Annotated in this window: 21 protein-coding genes; 8 read left to right on the forward strand and 13 right to left on the reverse strand. The window is 72.0% G+C overall.

Annotation, left to right across the window (positions count from 1 at the left end; all coding sequences use genetic code 11):
* The first annotated feature begins 48 nt into the window (after positions 1-48).
* Together NH2_RS26030 and NH2_RS26035 are read left to right on the forward strand one after the other, a co-directional pair.
* Entirely contained in the window at positions 49-675 is a 627-nt protein-coding gene (locus tag NH2_RS26030; RefSeq protein ID WP_439951790.1) for a lipocalin family protein, read from the forward strand.
* Between the two features lie 7 nt (positions 676-682).
* Positions 683-2,005 carry a cryptochrome/photolyase family protein gene (locus NH2_RS26035; RefSeq protein ID WP_067659875.1) on the forward strand — a complete coding sequence of 441 codons (1,323 nt, stop codon included), beginning with the start codon at positions 683-685 and terminating at the stop codon, positions 2,003-2,005.
* Position 2,006: 1 nt separating this feature from the next.
* Here NH2_RS26035 and NH2_RS26040 read toward each other — a convergent pair whose 3' ends face one another.
* Positions 2,007-2,285, reverse strand: coding sequence for a hypothetical protein (locus NH2_RS26040; RefSeq protein ID WP_067659878.1), 279 nt, complete (start codon positions 2,283-2,285; stop codon positions 2,007-2,009).
* Positions 2,286-2,489: 204 nt separating this feature from the next.
* Here NH2_RS26040 and NH2_RS26045 point away from each other — a divergent pair, with 204 nt between their 5' ends.
* The 3 genes from NH2_RS26045 to NH2_RS26055 all read left to right on the forward strand — a co-directional run bounded on the left by NH2_RS26045 (position 2,490) and on the right by NH2_RS26055 (position 4,315).
* Positions 2,490-3,311: a mycofactocin-coupled SDR family oxidoreductase gene (locus tag NH2_RS26045; protein WP_067659881.1), complete on the forward strand. Its 822-nt coding sequence runs from the start codon at positions 2,490-2,492 to the stop codon at positions 3,309-3,311.
* 86 nt (positions 3,312-3,397) lie between these two features.
* Positions 3,398-3,682, forward strand: coding sequence for a hypothetical protein (locus tag NH2_RS26050; RefSeq protein ID WP_067659887.1), 285 nt, complete (start codon positions 3,398-3,400; stop codon positions 3,680-3,682).
* 192 nt (positions 3,683-3,874) lie between these two features.
* Positions 3,875-4,315, forward strand: a complete 441-nt coding sequence (locus tag NH2_RS26055; RefSeq protein ID WP_169811539.1) for an STAS domain-containing protein — start codon at positions 3,875-3,877, stop codon at positions 4,313-4,315.
* A 71-nt stretch (positions 4,316-4,386) separates the two neighbouring features.
* Here NH2_RS26055 and NH2_RS26060 read toward each other — a convergent pair whose 3' ends face one another.
* Positions 4,387-5,808 (reverse strand): DoxX family protein, encoded by a 1,422-nt coding sequence (locus tag NH2_RS26060; RefSeq protein WP_084505901.1) that lies wholly within the window; start codon positions 5,806-5,808, stop codon positions 4,387-4,389.
* A gap of 157 nt (positions 5,809-5,965) precedes the next feature.
* On the opposite strand from NH2_RS26060, the gene NH2_RS30255 reads away from it, so the two are divergent.
* The gene (locus tag NH2_RS30255) at positions 5,966-6,871 is read left to right on the forward strand and encodes a DUF6319 family protein (RefSeq protein ID WP_067659891.1); all 906 of its coding nucleotides are present in this window, start codon (positions 5,966-5,968) and stop codon (positions 6,869-6,871) included.
* 53 nt (positions 6,872-6,924) lie between these two features.
* On the opposite strand, the gene NH2_RS26070 is transcribed toward NH2_RS30255, so the two are convergent.
* From NH2_RS26070 to NH2_RS26080, 3 genes are read right to left on the reverse strand one after another with little or no spacing between them, the layout of a single operon-like run.
* Positions 6,925-8,523, reverse strand: a complete 1,599-nt coding sequence (locus NH2_RS26070) for a GGDEF domain-containing protein (RefSeq protein WP_067659894.1) — start codon at positions 8,521-8,523, stop codon at positions 6,925-6,927.
* Positions 8,523-9,092, reverse strand: coding sequence for a hypothetical protein (locus NH2_RS26075; RefSeq protein ID WP_067659896.1), 570 nt, complete (start codon positions 9,090-9,092; stop codon positions 8,523-8,525). The genes NH2_RS26070 and NH2_RS26075 overlap by 1 nt, the downstream gene beginning before the upstream one ends.
* Entirely contained in the window at positions 9,089-9,691 is a 603-nt protein-coding gene (locus NH2_RS26080; protein WP_245650767.1) for a pyruvoyl-dependent arginine decarboxylase, read from the reverse strand. The genes NH2_RS26075 and NH2_RS26080 overlap by 4 nt, the downstream gene beginning before the upstream one ends.
* A 330-nt stretch (positions 9,692-10,021) precedes the next feature.
* On the opposite strand from NH2_RS26080, the gene NH2_RS26085 reads away from it, so the two are divergent.
* Together NH2_RS26085 and NH2_RS26090 are read left to right on the forward strand one after the other, a co-directional pair.
* Positions 10,022-11,713: a sodium:solute symporter family protein gene (locus NH2_RS26085; protein ID WP_067659898.1), complete on the forward strand. Its 1,692-nt coding sequence runs from the start codon at positions 10,022-10,024 to the stop codon at positions 11,711-11,713.
* Positions 11,714-11,725: 12 nt separating this feature from the next.
* A complete protein-coding gene (locus NH2_RS26090) occupies positions 11,726-11,995 on the forward strand; it encodes a hypothetical protein (RefSeq protein ID WP_067659901.1) in 270 nt (89 codons plus the stop codon).
* A gap of 67 nt (positions 11,996-12,062) precedes the next feature.
* On the opposite strand, the gene NH2_RS26095 is transcribed toward NH2_RS26090, so the two are convergent.
* The 8 genes from NH2_RS26095 to NH2_RS26130 all read right to left on the reverse strand — a co-directional run bounded on the left by NH2_RS26095 (position 12,063) and on the right by NH2_RS26130 (position 21,258).
* The gene (locus NH2_RS26095) at positions 12,063-12,542 is read right to left on the reverse strand and encodes an SRPBCC family protein (RefSeq protein ID WP_067659904.1); all 480 of its coding nucleotides are present in this window, start codon (positions 12,540-12,542) and stop codon (positions 12,063-12,065) included.
* 115 nt (positions 12,543-12,657) lie between these two features.
* Positions 12,658-14,106, reverse strand: a complete 1,449-nt coding sequence (locus NH2_RS26100; protein WP_067659907.1) for a PepSY-associated TM helix domain-containing protein — start codon at positions 14,104-14,106, stop codon at positions 12,658-12,660.
* 213 nt (positions 14,107-14,319) lie between these two features.
* The gene (locus tag NH2_RS26105) at positions 14,320-14,898 is read right to left on the reverse strand and encodes a hypothetical protein (RefSeq protein ID WP_245650768.1); all 579 of its coding nucleotides are present in this window, start codon (positions 14,896-14,898) and stop codon (positions 14,320-14,322) included.
* Positions 14,899-14,989: 91 nt separating this feature from the next.
* Positions 14,990-16,213, reverse strand: a complete 1,224-nt coding sequence (locus tag NH2_RS26110) for a TerD family protein (protein WP_169811541.1) — start codon at positions 16,211-16,213, stop codon at positions 14,990-14,992.
* 46 nt (positions 16,214-16,259) lie between these two features.
* Positions 16,260-17,900 carry an acyl-CoA synthetase gene (locus NH2_RS26115; protein ID WP_067659914.1) on the reverse strand — a complete coding sequence of 547 codons (1,641 nt, stop codon included), beginning with the start codon at positions 17,898-17,900 and terminating at the stop codon, positions 16,260-16,262.
* A 230-nt stretch (positions 17,901-18,130) separates the two neighbouring features.
* Positions 18,131-19,756: an acyl-CoA synthetase gene (locus NH2_RS26120; RefSeq protein WP_067659917.1), complete on the reverse strand. Its 1,626-nt coding sequence runs from the start codon at positions 19,754-19,756 to the stop codon at positions 18,131-18,133.
* 205 nt (positions 19,757-19,961) lie between these two features.
* Entirely contained in the window at positions 19,962-20,606 is a 645-nt protein-coding gene (locus NH2_RS26125) for a hypothetical protein (protein WP_067659920.1), read from the reverse strand.
* A gap of 40 nt (positions 20,607-20,646) precedes the next feature.
* Positions 20,647-21,258, reverse strand: a complete 612-nt coding sequence (locus NH2_RS26130; RefSeq protein WP_067659923.1) for a DUF4352 domain-containing protein — start codon at positions 21,256-21,258, stop codon at positions 20,647-20,649.
* Between the last annotated feature and the right edge of the window lie 9 nt (positions 21,259-21,267).

Here is a 21,267-nt window from a genome sequence, read left to right on the forward strand (position 1 = left end):
CATCGTTTCCGTTACCATGGGCCACGACGTCGAGAACGAGGAGTTCCGGTGAACCCATTCCGCACGCAACGCCCGACGCCCCGCCGCGGCGGACGGCTGCTCGCGCTGGCCGCGGCCACCGCCGCCGCGCTCGCCCCCGCGCTCACCGCGGGCCCCGCCGCCGCGGCGGGCCCGGCCCCGGTGCCCGCGCTGGACGTGAGCCGCTACCTCGGCACCTGGAACCAGCTGGCCGCGGTGCCTGCGCCCTTCAACCTGGAGTGCGCCCGCGACACCCAGGCGAACTACACCCTCGACCCGCAGGGCAATGTCGCGGTCTTCAACCGCTGCACCACCTGGGACGGCGGCACCAACGAGATCCGCGGCACCGCGCGGATCATCGACCAGGTGAGCAAGGCCCAGCTGCGGGTGGAGTTCCCGAACGTGCCCTTCCAGGAGGACCCGGCGGGCACCCCGAACTACATCGTGACCGCGCTCGGCCCCGACTACTCGTGGGCCGTGGTCACCGACCCCTCGCGGCTCTCCGGCTTCGTGCTCTCCCGGCAGCCCGCGCTGGACGAGGCCACCTGGGATCAGGTGCGCGGCGCCATCGAGGCCGCGGGCCAGAGCCCGTGCGTCTACCTGACCTCGCCCACCACCGGCGGCATCGACACCGTCGCCCCGCTGTGCACCCGGTGACCCGGCGGTGACAGCGCGCACCACCCTCGCCCTGTTCACCCGGGATCTCCGGGTGCACGACAACCCGGTGCTCACCGCGGCCCATCGCGGGGGTGGTGCGGTCGTCCCGGTCTTCGTCCTGGACGACGCCATCCTCGGCGGCGGGTACGCCGCCCCGAACCGCGTCCGCTTCCTGCTCGCTGCGCTGGACGAGCTCGACGCCGAGCTGCGCGCCATCGGCGGCAGGCTGATCCTGCGCCGCGGCCGGGTCGCCGACGAGGTGGTCCGGCTGGCCGCGGAGGTGGACGCCGCCGAGGTGCACGTGGCCGCCGACGCCAGCGGCTACAGCAGCCGCAGGGAGCACGCGCTGCGCGACGGCCTCGCCGCCGACGGCCGCGCGCTCGTCGTGCATACCGCCGTTGTCACCGCCGCCGACCCGGAGCTGCTCACCCCCTCCACCGGTCGCGACCACTTCGCCGTCTTCTCGCCGTACTTCCGGCGCTGGACCCAGACCCACCAGCGCCGCCCGCTCGGCAAGCCGCGCGCGCTCACCCTGCCCGAGGTGCGCGGGGAGAAGCTGCCGGACGCCGCGAAGCTGAGCCGCGGCGAGCCGTCGCCGCGGCTCGCGGTCGGCGGCGAGACCTCGGGGCGCAAGATCGTCAGGGACTGGCTGGCAGGCCCGATCGAGCGGTACGCCGAGCGCCACGACGACCTGGCGGGCGACGCTACCTCGAAGATCTCGCCCTACCTGCACTTCGGCTGCCTCTCCCCGGTCGAACTGGTGCACCGGGTCGACATGGACACCGAGGGTGGCCACGCCTTCGTCCGGCAGCTGGCCTGGCGCGACTTCTACGCGCAGCTCCTCGGCGGCCGCCCGGACGCCGCCACGAAGGACTACCGCTCCGGACCGGTCGAGTGGCGCGACGACCAGGAGTCGGCGGCTGCCTGGAAGGAAGCGCGCACCGGCTACCCGCTGGTGGACGCGGCCATGCGGCAGCTGCACGAGGAGGGCTGGATGCACAACCGCGGGCGGCTGATCACCGCCAGCTTCCTGAGCAAGTCGCTGCGGATCGACTGGCGGATCGGCGCGGCGCACTTCCTGCACTGGCTGGTCGACGGCGATATCGCCAACAACCAGCTGAACTGGCAGTGGGTCGCGGGCACCGGCACCGACACCAGGCCGAACCGGGTGCTCAACCCGCTGCGCCAGGCCGAGCGGTACGACCCGGACGGCGCGTACGTGCGCCGCTACATCCCGGAGCTGGCGCACCTGCCCGGCGCCGAGATCCACCGGCCCTGGCGGGCGCAGGCCGATTACCCGGCGCCGATCATCGACGTCAACGGGATGTAGGTCAGCGCACCGTGTCGCAGGTCGCCGGGTCGGCGAGCGCGCCCTCGGCGGCGCGCAGCCGGTCGGTGATGGCGGCGAGCAGGTCGATGGACTCGGGGGAGAGCCCGGCGGCATTGCGCATCAGCCTGCGTAGCCCGGAGAGCGCGAAGCGGGCGGCGAGGGCGTCGTCGCCCTCGGGCTCGCCGGGTAGGGCCCTCGGCTCGTCCGGTGCGACGACGGTCGCGACGCCACCGCCGAGCAGGTCATCGACGGTCCGGTGTTCGTCCTGGTCGAGTTTCACGGCGCAGTGCTCTCAATCTGTGGATTACGTTCGTCCACCACGAACGGGCGGAAGGTGTCGCCGTCGGTACGGCCACGTCCTCGAGACGGGTGCGCGGATTGTGACGCATGGTACGACGCGCCGCTCCCGTCCGCGCATCGGGTGGCCCGCGCGCGCGTAGGGTCGCGGGTGATCGAAGCCACGACCGCGCGTGAGGAGCCGGGAATGGGACAGCTGGACGGCCGGGTCGCCGTGATCACCGGCGGGGCGCGCGGCCAAGGCCGCTCGCACGCCGCCCTGCTCGCCGCGGAGGGCGCCGATATCGTGCTCGCCGACCTGGCGGCCCCGCTGCCCGGCCTCCAGTACCCGCTGGCCACCCTCGACGACCTCGCCGAGACCGCCGACCTGGTGCGCGCGGCGGGCGGGCGCTGCCACACCGTGCGCGCCGACGTGCGCAGCCGCGACGACATGGAGCGGGTGGCCGCCGAGACGCTGCGCGAATTCGGCCGGATCGACATCCTGCTCGCCAATGCCGGGATCGCCGCGCACGGCACCGTCGCCGATACCGACGAGCGCACCTGGCGCGACACCATCGACATCGACCTCTCCGGCGTCTTCCACAGCGTCAAGGCGGTGCTGCCGACCATGCTGGAGCGGCGCTGGGGCCGGATCGTCGCCACCTCCTCGATCGTGGGCCGGATGGGCGCCACCGGCTCCGGCGCCTACGCCGCCGCCAAGTGGGGCGTCATCGGGCTGATCAAGTCGCTCGCGCTGGAGGTGGGGGAGGCGGGCATCACCGCCAACGCGGTGCTGCCCTCCGGCGTCCGCACCGACATGGTGATGAACCCCGCCACCTACCGCGTGCTGCTCCCCGACCTGGAGAACCCCACCCGCGAGGACGCCGAGGCCATGTTCGCGAAGGGCGGCGGGCTGATCGAGCCGGAGGAGGTCTCCCGGCTGGTGCTGCTGCTGGTCGGCCCGCACGGCGGCCGGTTCAACGGCGAGGCGCTGAGCATCTCGGACGGCATGTCCGGCGGCACCGTCTGAGCACGTGACCCGCCCCACCTGCGGTAACACCGCTCCAGCGGGGCTCGATGAACCGGGTGGACGCAGCGACGAAGAAGGGGAGAACGGTGGATAACACCACGGCGGCACAGCATTTCGATGCCATGGTGCCCGGTCTCGCCGAGTTGCCGCGCTGCACCCTCCGGATCGACGGCGCGCGCTGCGCGACCAGGGCCGATCGCTGGGCGCGCGGCCGCGGCTGCTGCCGGGCCGCCGGCATCGACCTGCTGTGTGAGAACTGCGCGCTGCGGCTGGAGTGGTGGTTCGCGCTCGGCGTCCGCTTCGAGTGCAGCGGCTGCGGCGCCGTCTCGGACTCGCTGGAGGCGCTGTTCCCGGAATCGGACATGGTGTAACGCCGGACCGTCCGGTATCGGTTGCTCGGATCATGCTCGGGGGCAATTCGTTACGGGTTCCCGGCCGCGCCTCCGGCGAGACACGCGGACGAAATGCGCGGGGAGCCCTATGCTCTCGGTATCGCTGTAAGCCGGGAGAGGCACGGGCGGCCCGTCCCGGCCCGGTTTCGTGCCGCCCGGTCGAGGAGTTCGATGGCCGCTCATCCGGCAGGGCCCGGTGCCGATCGCCCGTGCCGCCCGGAGCCCGATCTGGTCGCGCCCGGAACCGGTGCGGCGGTGTGCTTCTCGGAGGCCAGGCTGCGGCGCGACATCACGCTGCTCACGGTCGGCGGCGAGATCGACCTCTCCACCGCGCCGGTGCTGAAGGCGCGGCTCAGCGCCGCCGCCGACGGAGCGGGCACGCTGGTCGTCGACCTGACGCCGGTGACCTTCCTCGCCGCCGCCGGGCTGCGAGTGCTGCTCGACGCGCAGTGCGCCGCCGACCGCTCGCAGCTGCGGCTGGTCTGGATCACCGGGGCGAGGCCGGTGGAACGGGCGGTCGAGATCGGCGGAGCTGGGGACCGGCTGCGCCGGGTCTCCTCGCTCGCCACCATCATCGGGCATCGGGAACGCCGCATGCCGGCGACCGGCTGACCGATCGCCGGCATGCGGTCCGGCGTCTCCGGCCGCGGGTTCGGCGAAACCCGCGGCCGGAGAACTCCGCCTCAGCGCAGCCGGGCCTCGGCCCGGTCGCGCGCCACCTCGGCGCGGGCCCTGGCCAGCTCGGCCAGGTGCACGCTGCGGTCGCGAGCCAGCTCGGCCCGCGAGCGCGCGGCGTCGCCGAGTTCGGGCGCCCGCTCGCGGGCGATCTCGGCCAGCCGGGCGCTGCGCTCGCGCGCGGTGAGCGCCTGTTCGCGGGCCGCGTCGGCCAGCTCCGGCGCGCGCTTGCGCGCCTTCTTCGCCGCCCGGCGGCCGCGCTTCTTCGCGGTGTCGGCGAGTTCGGGAGCCCGCTTGCGAGCGGTGTCGGCCCAATCGCCGCCGCGATCCCTGGCCAGCTCGGCCCAGTCGATGCCGCGATCCTTGGCGGTGTCGGCGAGGTCGGAACCCCGGTCCTTCGCCAGCGCCGCCCAGGTCGCGCCGCGGCCCTTCGCGGTGTCGGCCAGATCCGAACCTCGGTCCTTGGCCAGGTCCGCGAACTTCGCGCCGCGATCCTTGGCGGTGTCGGCGAGGTCGGCGCCTCGGTCCCTGGCCACTTCGGCCCAGTCCGAGCCGCGATCCTTCGCGATGTCGGCGAACTTCGCGCCCCGGTCCCTGGCGACGTCGGCCAGCTCGGCACCGCGCTCGCGGGCCGCATCGGCCAGCACCGGCGCCCGCTTGCGCGCCTTCTTGGCCGCCCTCCGGCTCTGCTTGCGCGCGGTCTCGGCCCAGTCGCCGCCACGGTCCCTGGCGATCTCGGCGAGATCGGAGCCACGGTCCTTGGCGACCTCGGCCCAGTCCGCACCGCGATCCTTGGCGACCTCGGCCAGCTCAGCGCCGCGATCCTTGGCGACCTCGGCGATCACCGCACCCTTGGCGCCCGCGGTGCCCGCGATGCTGCGCGCCGCCTCGGCGACCTCGTGCGCGTGCTTGCGCAACGCGTCGCCGGTGCCGTCGGAGCTCGCCCCGATCGGCAGCGCCGCCGAGACAGTGGCGGCGGCGTTCTTCGCGGCCCGCCTGCCACGCCACCCCAGCGAGGGCTTGCCCTCGGTGTCGGCGCTGGCGATCATCAGCCCGCCGAGCAGCGCCACGTCCTTCAGGAACGCGGCCCGCTTCGCGGACTTGCGATCGGGATCCTCCTCGGCCCAGAAATCCTGCTCGGTGATCGTGGCCGGGACCACCGTCGCGGCCAGCACCAGCGCCGCGAGCCGCGGCGCCTTCCCGAGCGCGAGCAGTGTGCCCGCGCTCACCTGGGCGGCGGCATTTACCTTGACCAGCGTGGCGGTGTCGGACGGCAACTTGGTGGCGACATCCTCGGGCAGCGTGCGCTGGCCCTTCTGCACGAGGTCGGTCGCTGCCTTCACCCGCGGTTCCGGATTGCGCAGGGTGTCGATCCCGTCCACGACGAACGCACTGGCCAGCAAGGGTCGCGCGAGTCGGCGCAACAACATGACAGAACCCCTTCCTCGATGGATACGGACCGGGTTCCCGCCCCCGCCGCCCTCAAACGGGGACCGTTCCGCCCGGCTCGGTGCCCATCTGTCGGTGCCGTGCGGCATCATCGACGCACAGCCGCCACCACCAACGCAGATTGCTCGGAGCCCGCCAATGCCCTCGCCACGTAACCGGCCGAAGCCCCTGTCCGACAGCGAGATCCAACAGATCGCGGCGGAGATAGCCGCGGGCAGGCCGCCGATGGTGTGGTTCACCGCGGCGGCGGTCGGCGTTCCGGAGGGCAGATCGGGCAAGGTGCTCTCCCTCGGTGATCCTTCCGATGGTGATTTCCTGCAGGTCAAGCCAACGGGGTCGAAGGACGTGCTGTCCTTCTCGCCGGTCGAGGTGACGCTGGTCAAGCCCGCGCGGCCGGCCAGGGTGGCGCCGGCCAAGGCACCGGCCGCGTCCGGTGCGGCCGGGCCCGGCTCGACGTCCGGCGCCGCCGCCTCCGGCTCGGCTCCCGGCGCGGCCGGGTCCGGCTCGGCTCCCGGTGCGGCCGGGTCCGGCTCGGCCTCCGGTGCCGGTGCAGTCGGCTCGAGGGCGGGTACCGCAGGTTCCGCGGCGTCCGGGGCAGCCCCGCCCCGCTCCGCCCCGGCGCCCGCGGGCGGCGCGCCCGCGAATACTGTTGCCCCGACACCCACCCCCAGGGAGGACACCCCCGTGACGCAGCCGACCACGGCCCCCAAGCCCGCCACCCCGGCGGCCGCCGCCGAGCCCAAGCCGCGCCCGGCCAAGGCGACGGCCCGCAAGGCGAAGACGCCGGAGGTCACCATCACGCTCAACGGCACCGCCGAGGGCGAGTGGACGGTCGACGTGGTGAGCGGCAAGAAGCGCACGGTCCGCGGCCTGGCCATCAGCACCACCGCTGTCTCCCAGGCGGCCAAGATCCTGCACCCCGAGGTCGAGGAGGTCGTGGCAGGCATCCTCGAGGCCGTCCGCCGCGACCAGCAGGCCAAGGTGGCCCAGCTCCAAGCCGAACTGGAACAGGCGAGAAAACTCCTCACCGAACTCGGCGACTGACGAACCAGTCCCCTCGAGCCCCCACCCCGAACCAGCCAACCAGGGGGCGAGTCTTACGAGCCCCGTTCGCGGCCCGTCTCGTCGTTCAGCACTCGAAGCGCATGCGCCGAAGGCGCGAGTCTCGAGTGCTGAACGGCGAGACTTCCCAGGGCCGCGAACTCGCCCGGCGAAGGCCGGGCCATCGACACAGCGCCGCGAACTCGCCCGGCGAAGCCGGGCACATCGAACACCGCGTACCCGAGCGAACGCTCCTTGGCGTGGTACATCGCCGAATCGGCTTCGCGCAGCAGTTCGTAGGCGCTCGCGTCGAAGCGGCGTGGCCCGTCGCAGGCGATGCCGATGCTGGCGGTGATCGGGATCTCCCCGACGCTCAGCTCGAACGGCCGCACGAAGGCGGTGAGCAGCCGCTCGGCCAGCGCACCGGCCTGCTCCCGGTCCAGCGGGGCGAGGACCACGAACTCGTCGCCGCCGTACCGCGCGGCGACGTCGCGGTTGCCGACGACCCGGCGGATCCGGGAGGCGGCATTGGCGATCAGCTCGTCCCCGACGGCGTGGCCGTAGCTGTCGTTGACCAGCTTGAAGCCGTCCAGGTCGAGGAAGAGCACGCACAGCGGGTGCTCGGGCCAGCGCCCGAGTCTGCGCAGCAGCGCCGTGCGGTTGAGCAGCCCGGTGAGCATGTCGTGGTCGGCCTGGTACTGCGCCCTGCGCTCGCTGCGGGCGCTGCGCACGATGGCGCGCTCGCTGCGCACGAGCACCCCGATCAGCATGAGCGCGAAGAGCGTGGAGACCACCATCCGATCCAGGAAGGTCGGACTGGAGCCGACCACCGGCACCAGCGCGGCCACGATCAGCGCCACCGCGATCATGCTGGCGCGCTGCCGCGAGTGCTGCGGGTGGATGTGCCGCGGGGTGGTGAGCGCGGTCATGGTGGGGTGCACCGCGGCCACCCCGACCGTGAGGTACGCCACCAGCAGCGACGCCTGCAGCACGTCGTGGTCGACCAGCCGGGCACCGACGGTGTCCAGGCTGTAGCCGAGATCGCCGAGGAGGATGGCGAGCAGCCCGAGGTGCAGCAGCCGCCGGGACGGCTCCGGGCTTCCGGTCGCCATCGAGTAGGCCACCAGCGTCAGCAGCAGCGCGTCCAGCACCGGGTACGCCGCCGCGATCAGCGCCACCGCACCCGGCCCGGACGAGCTCAGGATGGGCGAGATGAGGAAGGTCCAGGAGGCGAGCAGCGCGCCGAGCCCGATCAGCCCGGAGTCGAGCAGCAGGTCGTGGTTGGCCCGCGCCTGCCGCGGCCGCAGCCAGAGCGTCGCCGCCGCGCCGATTCCGGCGTATCCGGTCAGCGTGCAGATGTCGTCCAGCGGCTGCTGCCCGGCGCCGCGCAGCGTGGTGCCCGCCGCGAAGGCCACCGCCGAGCCGGAGAGCAGGTACCAGGGCAGCGGGTGGGCCGGGCGGTACCGCCACAGCCCGAACCCGATCATGCCGAGCGAGCCGAGCACGACGAACGCGGCGGCGCCGAAGGCCACCGGGCCGGAGCCCGCCAGCAGGTGCACTCCGATGGCGGCGCCGCCCGCCGCCAGCAGCAGCGCGCAGCACGCGGCCCCCGGCTGCACGGGCTTCCCGGCCGGTCGTCCGTCGTGCACGTTCATCAGCCCCCCTCGGTCGCGCCGTTCCCGGTGAACCGTGCCGCGTAGTAGATCTGGGAATCCTCCACCGCCACATCGACGCTCGCCCGCTCGTCCAGCGCTGCCCTGATGCCGTCCGCGAACGAGAAGCGAGTGTTGTTGTACGAGCAGATATCCCAGCCGACCACCGCGCGCTCGGCCACGAGTACCCGAACCACTGATTCGATCATGACATGGAACGCGGCGCCGTGCCGGGCGCTCGGTGCAACGAGGGTGAAACCCGCGTAGAAGATCGCGTTGCGCGCGGCGTGTTCCGGGTATCGCGCGGCGAAGTACTCGGGGCTGATCCAGGGCACCGTCTCCAGGCAGCGGGTCAGCGTGGTGACGCCGATCGGCTCGCCCGACGGCAGCCGGGCCACGTGCTTGTGCACCCGTGGGTCCACCATCTCCTCGCGAAACTCGCTGGGATGCAACACCTGCCGGGCGGCGGCGCTGGCCCGCAGCGGGCCGAATGCCTCCTCGTAGACGTCCTGGAAGAGCGCGATCTGCGGCTCGGGGACGCTGCCCTCCACGGTCACGTGCAGCCCGCTCACCGGGCGCCGTCCCAGCCCGCGGCCCGGTAGGCGGCGAGCACCAGCGCGCAGGCCGGCTCGGCGACCGCGCGAATCTCGGTGACGCACAGCTGGATCGGGCCGAAACCGGCACCACGGCGGCGAGCCATGTCGACGAGGCTGGCCCGGATCAGCGCCTCCACCTCGGCCGCGCTCCCGGCCTCGTGCTCGACGAAGAGCCCGGAGCCGTCGGCGCGCAGCACCCAGCCGACGCCCGCGGCGACCCGCGCGCCCGGCGCCGCGGTGTGCGCGGCGTAGACGCAGTACAGCCGGTCGCCCCAGGCGATCGGCTTGCGCACCCGCGCCCCGCGCACCAGCCGGGCGCGCGGCGGGATCACCGAGGAGAGCCGGATCAGGTTCGCCTCGCCGACGCCGAGCTCGCGCAGCGCCGCGTCGAAGGCCGCCAGCGCGGTCGGGCCGCGCCCGGTCGCCGCGCCGACCTCGATGGTCAGTGGTATACCGGACGACCCGGCCGCGCGGGCGGGCCTGCTCGCCGGGGTGCGTAATCGCTCCACCCACGGCAGCCCGAGCAGCGCGCTCCGCTGGGCCAGGACCGCTCCGCGCGCGGTGATGTGCATCATGGTGCCCCTCCGATTCCCCCGGCCCGCCGGATGCGCGGGCCGTGTTCGCAACGAATTCGACTGTGCGCCAACTCGGCCGGGTTCGCAGCCCGGTTCGCCGGATCGGTGTCGCCGCCTTCGCGGTGCACACCCCTTCCGGCCTGCGGTGATGGAGCTTCGACTGCGTCTGGGCGACTGTCCAGGATTTCTCCCACTGCGGAGCCCCCTCGTGGTGCACAATCTCCGGACAGGACCCGAATCAGGTTCGACAGGAGGAATGCAGTGCCGCTTCCCGACTCATCCGTGTTGTCCTCCGTTCCACCGGCAGTCCCCTTACCGGCCGACACGGCCGTGCTCGCCGCCGACACCCTCCGGCTGGACGCGGGCGCCGTTGACTACGCGCTGGTCGCGCTCTACTTCGTCTTCGTCCTCGGCATCGGGCTGCTGGCGCGGCAGCGCGTCTCGTCCAGCATCGACTTCTTCCTCTCCGGCCGTTCGCTGCCCGCCTGGGTGACCGGCCTCGCCTTCATCTCGGCGAACCTCGGCGCGGTCGAGATCATGGGCATGTCGGCCAACGGCGCCGAGTACGGCTTCCCGACCTTCCACTACTTCTGGATCGGCGCCATCCCCGCCATGCTCTTCCTCGGCGTGGTCATGATGCCCTTCTACTACGGCTCCAAGGTGCGCTCGGTGCCGGAGTTCATGCGCAGGCGCTTCGGCACCGGCGCGCACCTGGTGAACGCGCTCAGCTTCGCGGTGGCGCAGATCCTGATCGCCGGCGTGAACCTGTACCTGCTCGGCACCATCCTGAACGTGCTGCTCGGCTGGCCGCTCTGGGTCTCGGTGGTGGTCGCCGCGGTGATCGTGCTCTCCTACATCACGCTGGGCGGGCTCTCGGCCGCCATCTACAACGAGGTGCTGCAGTTCTTCGTGATCGTCGCGGCGCTGCTGCCGCTCACCCTGGTCGGGCTGCACAAGGCGGGCGGTTGGAGCGGGCTGAAGGAGCGGGTCATCGACTCGCCCGGCGGCGCCGCGCAGCTGGAGTCCTGGCCGGGCAACGCGCTGAGCGGGTTCAGCAACAACTTCCTGTCGATCCTCGGCATCGTCTTCGGCCTCGGCTTCGTGCTCTCCTTCGGCTACTGGACCACGAACTTCGTCGAGGTGCAGCGGGCCATGGCCACGCACTCCATCTCGGCGGCGCGGCGCACCCCGATCATCGGCGCCTACCCCAAGATGTTCATCCCGCTGATCGTCGTGATCCCGGGCATGATCAGCGCGGTGCTGGTGCCGGAGATGGCCGAGTACAAGGCGCAACGCGCGGCCAACCCGGACTTCACCGGCGACACCTCGTACAACCAGGCGCTGCTCTACCTGATGAAGGACGTCTTGCCGAACGGGCTGCTCGGCGTCGGCCTGGCCGGGCTGCTCGCCGCGTTCATGGCCGGTATGGCCGCGAACGTCTCCGCGTTCAACACGGTGTTCAGCTTCGACCTGTGGCAGCAGTACGTGAAGAAGGATCGGCCGGACGGCTACTACCTGAAGGTGGGCCGGATCGCGACGATCGGCGCCACGGTGGCCGCGGTCTTCACCGCCTTCATCGCGGGCGGCTTCGCCAACATCATGGACTACCTGCAGACGCTCTTCAGCTTCTTCAACGCGCCGCTCTTCGCGACCTTCATCCTCGGCATGTTCTGGAAGCGGATGACCCCGACCGCGGGCTGGGCCGGGCTGGTCGCCGGTACCGGCTCCGCCATCTTCGTCTTCCTGCTGAACGAGACCGGGGTGATCTCGCTCTCCGGGCAGGGGGCGAGCTTCGTGGCCGCGGGCACGGCGTTCGTCGTCGACATCGTGGTGAGCGTGGTGGTCACCCAGTTCACCGCGCCGAAGCCGGCCGCCGAACTGGCCGGGCTGGTGTACTCGGAGACGCCGAAGGAGATGCGCACCGATCCCGACGCCGACTCCCTGCCCTGGTACCAGCGCCCGGTGCTGCTCGCAGGCATCGCCCTGGTGCTGGTCATCGCGCTGAACATCTTCGTCGGATAAGGAGCTCCCCCGATGCTTTTCGACATCCGCACCATCGTCGGCTCGCTGCTGAGCATCTACGGCGTGGTCCTGCTCGTCACCGGGCTGGTGCACAACACCGCGGCCGAGCAGGCCAAGACCGGCGGCTGGAACGTCAACCTGTGGAGCGGGATCGGCCTGGTGGTGGTCGGGCTGGCCTTCATCGCCTGGGTGCTGCTGCGCCCGGTCGAGGAGCTGGCGTCCACCCCGCCCGCCGACCCGGAGACCCCGCTCGACCCGGAGGGGATCGCGCCCGCCAAGTAGCACACGGCGAGGGCCCCGGCCGCGGATGTACTCCGCGGCCGGGGCCCTCGTGCTGTCCGGGTTCGGATCAGATGGCGCCGGGCGCCTGCTGGTCCGGGCGCGGGACATCGCCGCGCCAGGCGCCGGTCTCGTGTCCCTGCTCCTCGATGAACTTCTTGAAGCGCTCGAGGTCGCCGTTGACGCGGTGCTTCAGCACACCGGCCTTGTCCGCCACCTGCTCCAGAAAGCCGTCCGGGTCCACATCGATCTGAGCGGTGACCCTGGTGCGGGTGTCGTCCAGCCGGTGGAAGGTGATGACGCCTGCGTGCTCGGGGCCGCTGTCCGACTTCCAGGCCACCCGCTCGTCCGGGTGCTGCTCGGTGATCGTGGCGTCGAACTCCTTGGTCACCGGGCCGACCTTGATGCGCCAGTGCGTGTGCTTGTCGTCGAGCTGGCGGATCTCCTCCACGCCCTCCATGAAGTGCGGGAAGGACTCGAACTGCGTCCACTGGTTGTAGGCGGTCCGAACCGGAACCTCGACGTCGACTGCCGCGGTCATCGTGCTCATGGGGTAACTCCTTTCCCATTCCGGGACTAATCCGGGAACCGGGGCTGGGGTGTCGTCCTGCCGGACGACCGGGACACTCACCGGCTACCCGGCGGCTCCTGGCACAAACAGCGGGTCAGTCCGTTGCGGCCGGCGCGCGGCGGAGCTGTCCGAGCACGACGTCGACGGCGAGGAAGCCGAGCAGGCTCAGCCCGAAGAGCGGCACGAACCAGCCGACCAGCAGCGCGGCCGCGACCGCGGCCACCGCGAGCGGCAGCGGCGTCGAGCGCAGCGCGCCCCGGCGTGGCGCCCTGCCGCCGAGGGTGCGGCCGGTCGCGCGGGCCGGGCGCCTGCGCCACCACATGCGGTAGCCGAGCAGGATCACGGCGATCAGCCCGATCATGCTCACCAGCAGCAACACCTGGTTGAGCAGCCCGAACATGAGCCCCATGTGGAACTGGATGCCCCAGTTGGCGAGCTTGGCCATGAGCGGCCACTCCGCGTACGGGAGCCGGTCGGTGACCTGCCCCGTGGCGCCGTCCACCGCGACCGCGTCGGCGGTGTAGGTGCCGGGGATCCGGCGCTCCTTCACCGTGAAGGCCTGGCCCGCGTCGCCAGGCACGGCGATCTCGGCGGGTTGGGTGATGCCGTCGGCGCGGGCCGCCGCGAGCACGGCGTCCAGCTCCGCGATCCGGGTGGCCGGGTCCACGGCGGGGGCGGGGGCGTGCCCGGCGTCGTGGTGGTCGCCGCCGGGCTGGTGCGCCGGTTCGGCGCCGGGCAGCGTGCTGCTGACCGCCGGGGTGGTCCAGCTCAGCTGGGCGCGCAGCTCCTCGATGTTCGCGCCGGCGTAGGTGGACCAGGTCATGCCGGTGGCGGAGAGGACGAGCGCCATCGGCAGCACCCAGGTGCCGAGCGCGCCGTGCCAGGTGAGCAGCCGGTTGCGGCCGCGCTGCGCGGAGTCGGGGGCGAGCAGCCAGGCGGCGGAGTTGCGGGCCCGCCGCGCGCGCACCCGGCGGATCCACAGCACCAGCCCGGCCAGCGTGATCACCCACAGCCAGGAGGCGGCGAGCTCACTGTAGAGCCGGCCCGGCTCGCCCAGGTGCAGGTTGCGGTGCAGCTGGGAGATCCAGGTGCGCAGCGGGAGCGCGCCGGAGCTGCCGTAGACCACGGATTCGCCGACCGGCTCGGCGGTGTACGGGTTCACGAAGACCGCTCGGCGCTCGGATTCGCCGAGGGTGGGGTCGGCGAACAGGACCCGGGTGGTGTCGCCCGGGGTGGGGGCGGGTGCCACCGCGACCAGGGTGAGGTCGGGGCGGACGGCGACGCCGTTGCGCACCTGTTCGGCCAGGGGTGCCTCGGTCGTGCCGACCGGGACGCGCAGGAGATCCTTCGAGGTGAGGGCCTCGAGGGTGGGGGAGATGGCGTAGAGGGCGCCGGTCACGGCGGCGATCAGGATGAACGGGGCGACGAAGAGGCCCGCGTAGAAGTGCAGGCGGAGGGCGAGGGGTTGCAGGGTTCGGCGGGGTGATTTCGGGGGTACGTCGTCGGGGGAGGTGTCGGGTGGGCTGACTTCGGTGACGCTCATGGGGTTCGTTTCGTTCGAAGGGCTGTTCGGCTCTTCTCGCCGGGCGGCGCGGTGCACAGCAGGTGCCTGGCCTGTGCGGGGCGCTGCTTCGGGCATGCGCCTTGCCCGGTAATCCCGGCAGGCCGACCTGTGCGGCAGACGCCGGTTTCCCGTCGGAGCACTGCGGTGCACGACGGGTCCCGCCGGTGTTCCGCCCGGCGGCGAGAAGGTGATCTAGTGGACGAACCCCGGCGGCGGCCCGCGACTGCTCAGCCCCTGCCGCGCGAAGACGCGCAGCACCACCCGATCGCGGTGCGCGATCGGCAGCATCGTCCGGTCCGCGACCGGCGGTACGGGGGCGCGCGCGGGCAGCGCCCGGGCGAGGGCGGCGAGCGCGGCCCGGCAGGCGGCGCCGGTCCCGTGCACCAGCAGCGCCGCGACCAGCACGGCGACCGCGTGCGCGGCGAGCATGGCCGGGGTCAGCTGGAGGTCGCCGCCGTGCAGATGGCCGGATTCGAAGCCGAGCCCGACGTGCCCGAGCACCTGCGCCGCGCCGAGCGCCGCGACCAGCGCGGCGGGGCTCTCCCGCAGCGCGGGCGCGCTCGCGAGCAGCGCCCCGGTCACCGCGGCGGTCGCGAGCAGCAGCACCAGCGCGGTCGAGCCGGGCACCTCGAGCCCGATCCCGGCCCCGGCGGCGGCCCATCCGTGCGCGGCGACCGACAGGCACGCGGACAACGCTCCCGCCGCCGCGCCGCGCACCCGCGCGACCGCGGCGGAAGCACCCGCGTTCCCGCGGCCGGACCGGCACAGCACGGGCTGATTTTACCCGGGGGACTGGGCCCACCTGTCCCTTCGGGCCCGACCGGACCGGAAACTCTGCGCGGCAGTGTCTTCCGTGCCGGGCTCAGGTGTTGTCGCGCTTGAAGGTATTCAGCGGGCCCTTGTCCATCTTGACCTCGACCCGGCCGTCCGGGTGCAGGATCGCCTTCGGCCGGTGCTCGGACATCCGCCTGCTGTACAGCTCCAGCCGCTCGACCAGCACGCCGTCCGGGCGGTTGTAGACGATGCCGGGGACGCAGGTGAAGATCCAGCTGGATTTCTTGGCCTGGTCGGCCGGGATGGTCACCTCGTCCTCGCCGCCGCTGTCGATGGCGAGCGTCACCCGGTACTTGTGGAACGAGCCGGTGCCGTTGTTGATCGCCGAGTACGCCACCGGCACCACCGCCGCGATCTCCGGCGCGAACCGCACCTCGATGATCTCCTCGGTGCTCCCGCCGCCCCGCGTCACGTCACCGCGACCGCGGTCACCCAGGTGCCGAACCAGCTCCTTGAACTGCGGGTTCGCCGGAATGCCCATGGCGTCGAAGGTGGCGACGTGCACCACGGTGCCGTCGGTGAGCACCACCAGCGCGTACGCCTCGTAATCGGTACCCGAGGTCCACCCCACCCGTAGCCGCACCACCGGCGCCTTGCGCAGCAGCACCGGTGCCGAGTTCTTCTCCAGCGTGATCGAGCGCTTCGTCAGATTCGGGCCAGGGGGCGGTGGTGCCGGAGGCGGGAAGGTGCCCGTGGCTCCGGGCGGAGGCGGCGGGAATCCGCTCGCCGGTGGCGCCGGGGGCGCGGCGGGACCCGGGGTACCGGGATCATCGACGGTGATCCCGTAATCCGTCGCCAACCCGGCCAACCCGGACGCATACCCCTGCCCGACATTGCGCAACTTCCACGCCCCGCCGCGCCGGTAGATCTCCCCGAGCACCACCGTCGTCTCGGTACTCAACCCCCCGACCACCAGATCGTGCGCAGCGGAACCATCGGAGACCCGCACCGCGAGCGGTACCGCCGCGACGGTCCCGGTATCGACCGACGCCGCGACCACGAGCCGCTCGATCCGCCCCGCGACCCGCGCCGGCTCGACCGTCACCGCCCCACCGGCCAACCGCACCGCCCCGTCCGGCGACTCCGGCTGGTTGTAGAACACGAAGTCGGCATCCCCGCCGACCTTCCCGTCCGCCCCGACGCACAGCACCGAGACATCGATCCCGCCGGGCTGCACCGTGATCCGCACCGGCCCGCCGCCGAGCGGCACATTGCCGCCCTTCGGCAGGGCACCTCCCTGGCTCGAGTTCACAGGCCGACCCTCCGTCCGATTCGTACCTTTCCCCGAGCCTAGGGGATCAGCCCTGCACGTCCATCTCGGCGAGCGGCTTGCGCAGCAGCTTCCCGGTGGCATTGCGCGGCAGCTCGTCCAGGAAGACCACCTCGCGCGGCACCTTGTACCTGGCCAGATTCGCCTTGACGTACTCCTTGATCTCCTGCGCGTCCCGGCTCGACCCGGGCCCCGGCACCACGAAGGCGCGCAGCCGCTTCCCGTACTCCCGGTCGTCCACCCCGATCACCGCCGCCTCGAAGACGTCGTCGCGCCCGGCGATCAGGTTCTCCACCTCGAGCGGGAATACGTTCTCGCCGCCGGAGACGATCATGTCGTCGTCGCGGCCGTCGATGAAGAGCAGCCCGTCGGCGTCGACGTGCCCGACGTCGCCGCTGTTCATCATCCCGTCGACGATCTCCTTGGTGCGCCCGTCGGTGTACCCGGTGAAGGCGAAGCCGTTGTCCACGAAGATGGTCCCGGTGACGCCGGGCTCGGTGATCCGCTTCCGGTTCTCGTCCAGCAGCACGATCCGGATCCCGACCGGGGGCTTGCCCGCGGTGGTGGGCGCCTTGCGCAGATCGGCCGGGGTGGCCACGGTCATGACGGCGCACTCGGTGGAGCCGTACAGGTTGTAGAGGCTGTCGTCGAAGTGGTCGAGCGCGCGGGTCACCACGTCCGGCGCGATGGCCGAGCCCGCGGCGAAGATCACCTTCACGCTGCTGACGTCGTACTTCGCCAGTACTTCGTCGCCGAGGTCGAGCATGCGCTGCAGCATGGTCGGCACCACGACCAGCGAGTCCGCCCGGTACTTCTGGATATTGGCGAGTGTGCTCTCCGGCTGGAACTTGCGCTGCTGGAACACCACCCGGTTGCCGAGCGCGAGCCCGAGGGTGAACTGCGAGAGCCCGGTGCCGTGGAAGATCGGCGCCGCCATGATCATGGTGCCGTTGCGCGGCAGCGGCACCCGGTCGATGAACTGCGCGGAGGCGAAGGGGCTCACCCGGTCGCGCGGGGCGCCCTTCGGGGTGCCGGTGGTGCCGCTGGTCAGGATGACCATGCCGCCCGGCTTCTCCGGCGCGGGGAAGGCCGTCGTATCGCGGCCCGCGATCAGCGAATCCAGCGTCGGGATGGCCGGGTCGGCGCCGTCCTTCTCGTCCACCCAGGTCAGCACGTGCGGGATGCCGGACGGGATGGCGCTCATGAGGTCGAGGAACTCGCTGTCGTGCAGCACCGCCTTGACCTGCTCGCGCTCGGCCACGTCGGCGAACTGCGGCTTGGCGAAGCCGGTGTTCATCAGCACCGCGCGCACCCCGAGCTTGCCCGCGGCGAGCAGGCTGAGCACCATGCCGCGGTGGTCGCGGGCCAGCACGGCGATCACATCGCCGGGGCCGATGCCGTTGTCCTGGAAGCCGCGGGCCAGCGCGTTGGCGCGGCGGTCCAGCTCGCCGAAGGTGATCTCGCCGAGCTCGTCCACGATGGCGGCGGCGTCCGGCCTGGTCTGCGCGGCGTGCATGACAACCCCGGCGAACGGCCCGAACTTCAGCACATTGAGCGCCGAGCGAGCCGCGTGATCCAGCCGCAGCGGATTGAAGAGCCGCCGCTTGAGCATGACGTTGACGCCGAGAGCGAGATCGCTCGCCCTGCGGATCGGGGCCGGGAGTGCCATGGGCTACGCCTTCCGCGCGGCCCGGCCACCGGCGAGCGAGGGGTGGCGGGGACCGCGGCTTCGAGATCCAGTGCTGAGCCAGACAATAGCAGCGGCCGATGTCGTTCGTATCGCACGTCTCGGCCCGCAAGATCCGGTGTCTGCGCAGGTGGCGAAGGTCTCGGGGCGGAAGAAGTGAACCTGGAGCCGCCCGGGCGTCCGGTGGGACGCGCCGGGCGGGCGGAAAAGGCTCAGGCGTTGACCTCGTACTCCACCAGGACGCGGCGCAGCAGCTTGCCGGTGGGGTTGCGCGGCAGGTCGTCCAGGAAGACCACCTCGCGCGGCACCTTGTACCTGGCCAGGTTGTTCTTGACGTACGCCTTGATCTCCTCGGCGTCCGGGGTCTGCCCCGGCTCCGGGACGACGAAGGCGCGCAGCCGCTTGCCGAACTCCGCGTCGTCCACCCCGACCACCGCGACGTCGAAGATGTCCGCCCGCTCCAGCAGCAGGTTCTCCACCTCCTGCGGGAAGACGTTCTCGCCGCCCGAGACGATCATGTCGTCGTCGCGGCCGTCCACCATGAGCAGCCCGTGCTCGTCGAAGTGCCCGACGTCGCCGCTGGACATGAAGCCGTCGATGATCTGCTTGTGGCGGCCGTCGGTGTAGCCCTCGAAGGGCGCGCCGCTGCGGATGAAGATGCGCGCGGTGGTGTTTGTCGCGCTCACCCGCTTGTCGTCCTCGTCGTAGAGCCGCACCTCGCAGGTGATCGGCGGGCGGCCGACGGTGCCGGGCGCGATGGCGAGCTCGTCCGGCTGGGCGACGGTGGCGACCGCGCACTCGGTGGAGCCGTACAGGTTGTAGAGCACCGGGCCGAACGCCTCGGTGGCCTTCACGCACAGCTCCGGCGAGAGCGCGGAGCCGGCCAGCACGATGCCGGTGAGCGAGGAGAGGTCGTACTTGGCCCGCACCTCGGCGGGCAGCTCGGCCATGCGGTGCAGCATGGTCGGCACCGCGACCAGCATGTTCGCCTTGTTGTCCGAGATCATCTTCAGCGTGGCCTCGGCGTCGAACCGGCGCCGCATCACGATCTTGTTGGAGAGCGCGGTGCCGACCAGCCAGGTGGCGAGCCCGGTGCTGTGGAAGATCGGCGAGACGATCACCATGGTGCCGCGCTGCACGAACGGCAGCCGGTCCACGATCTGCGCGGTCGCCAGCGGGGAGACCTTGGTGCGCGGGGCGCCCTTCGGCAGCCCGGTGGTGCCGCTGGTCAGGATGATGAAGCCGCCGGGGCGCGGCGGCGCGGGCAGCGGCTCGGCGGAGTTGGCGCCGATCAGGTCGTCGAGGGTCTGTGCGCCCTCGGGCAGCTCGGTGCCCTCGTCCACCCAGGTCAGGTAGCGCGGCAGCGCCGACGGCAGCGCGTCGAGCAGGCCGAGGAACTCGCTGTCGTGCAGCACCGCCTTGACCTTCTCGCGCTCGCACACCTCGGCGAACTGCGGCTTGGCGAAACCGGTGTTCATCAGCGCGATCCGGACGCCGAGCTTGCCCGCCGCGATCATGGAGAGCAGCAGGCCGCGATGGTCGCGGGCCAGCACCGCGATCACGGTGCCCGGGGTGATGCCCGCCGCCTGCAGGCCGCGCGCCACGGCGGTGGACTGATCGTCCAGCTCCTTGTAGGAGAGCTCGCCGCGCTCGTCGACCAGCGCGGGCTGCTCGGGCAGGATTCGGGCGGAGTGCCGCACCAGGGTCGCCTGCGGGCCGTAGATCTGCGACTCCCGCATGGTGCGCAGCGTCTCCACCGGCGCCTTGGGATTGCTGACCCCGTTCTGCCGCAGCACCCCCAGCGCCTTCACGACCTCGAGCGCATGGGCCAACTTCATGGGTGCACACCTCCACAACCGGGATCCGCCCTCGTGCCCGAAGCACGAACCCACCGGACTTCTACGAACGCATACCGTAGCAGTGCGAGTGCGGCAGATCACAGGGAAAGCCGACAAACCGGACCACCAATACCTACTGACGCGTAACCCCAGGTAAACGGCGCCGCCCCCGTGCCTCGGCAGCGGGGGCGGCGGCCACGTCGGATCAGTTGTATACCGCTCCGAAGGTCGGGACGGTGATGGTGCCGCGCTGGTATGCGAATCCGTCCGGGTGCTCGGCGTCCACCGGCACCGCCCAGCGGTGCCAGAGCGTGCCGTAGACGGCGGCGACCACCGGGCCGGCGCCGGTGTTCAGCTTGGCGGTGCGGATGGTGGTGTCGACCGGGATGTCCTGGTGCTCGATCAGCTGGTTGGTGCCGCTCTGCCCGGTGGCCAGATTAAGCCAGATCACCTCGAGCTTGGCGTCGCCCTGGTTCGGTGCGATGGTGCCCGGCCCGCCGAAGAAGCCGAAGCGGAAGCCGTCGTACCCGAAGGCGATGCCGTTGCCGTAGAGGGTGCCGCCGTCGCCGCGCCCGATATCGGACTGCGCGGGCACCTGGAACGGCTGCGCCATCGGCGCGATCTCGGTCGCCCGGGTGATCGCCGCGGGATCGGCGAGCAGCCGGTCGAGCGCGGCCCCCGCGGCCGGATTGCCCGCCGCGACGGTGCGCAGCTGGTGCGCGGCGGCGATCGGATCGATGGCGGGCATCGCCGCCGGCTCGGCGGCGCCGGGCCCCGCCAGGGTGCAGACGCCGGTCGCCATGGCGGCGACGGCGAGCGAGAGACGACGCAGTGAACCCACTCGATGCATACCCAGTTCTCCTCGAAGAGTCGTGGTAACGCTGGTTGGTCTAGCGCAGATCCACCTTCACCCCGGCGGACGACTGCGAGCCGCGCACCTCCAGCACCGCGGGAACGGTGCCGACCGGGACGTCGAAGGCGACCTTCACCGTAACGGTGTCGCCGGGCGGTACCGCGGAACTCGGGATCGCGGCGGCGGGGTATTCCCGGCCCCGGTCGTCGACGAGCGTCTGATCGCAGCCCGCGCAGCTGCGCGGCTCGTCGTCGGTGTTCCGCACCAGCACGGTGAGCACGCGGTACTCGCCGGTCGCGGTGGCCGGGCCGATCGACTTCACCGGCGGCTCGATCTCGGTGACCCGGAAGGTCAGCGCCGCGTCTCGCACCTCGTCGCTCGGCAGCGGCGCCGGATCGGCGGCGATCCTCGCGACCGCGAAGGCGCCGCCCCAGAGCAGCAGGATCCCGCCGATGATGGCGAACGGCACCGCGAGCACGCCGGAGCGGGCCGGGCACGCCCGGAAGCCCGGCGGCGGCGTCGTGAAGCCGGGCGGCAGCCGGTCGCCGACCGTCTCGTCCGGTGCCGCCGAATGGTTGCCCCCTGATCGCCGATGCCACGGCAATCCGTGGTTCTCGGTATTCCCCTGCATCATCGAAGTGTGCGTCATCACTCGCGA

Origin of the sequence: Nocardia harenae NBRC 108248, from assembly GCF_001612885.1 — a bacterium.
Taxonomy (GTDB): domain Bacteria; phylum Actinomycetota; class Actinomycetes; order Mycobacteriales; family Mycobacteriaceae; genus Nocardia; species Nocardia harenae.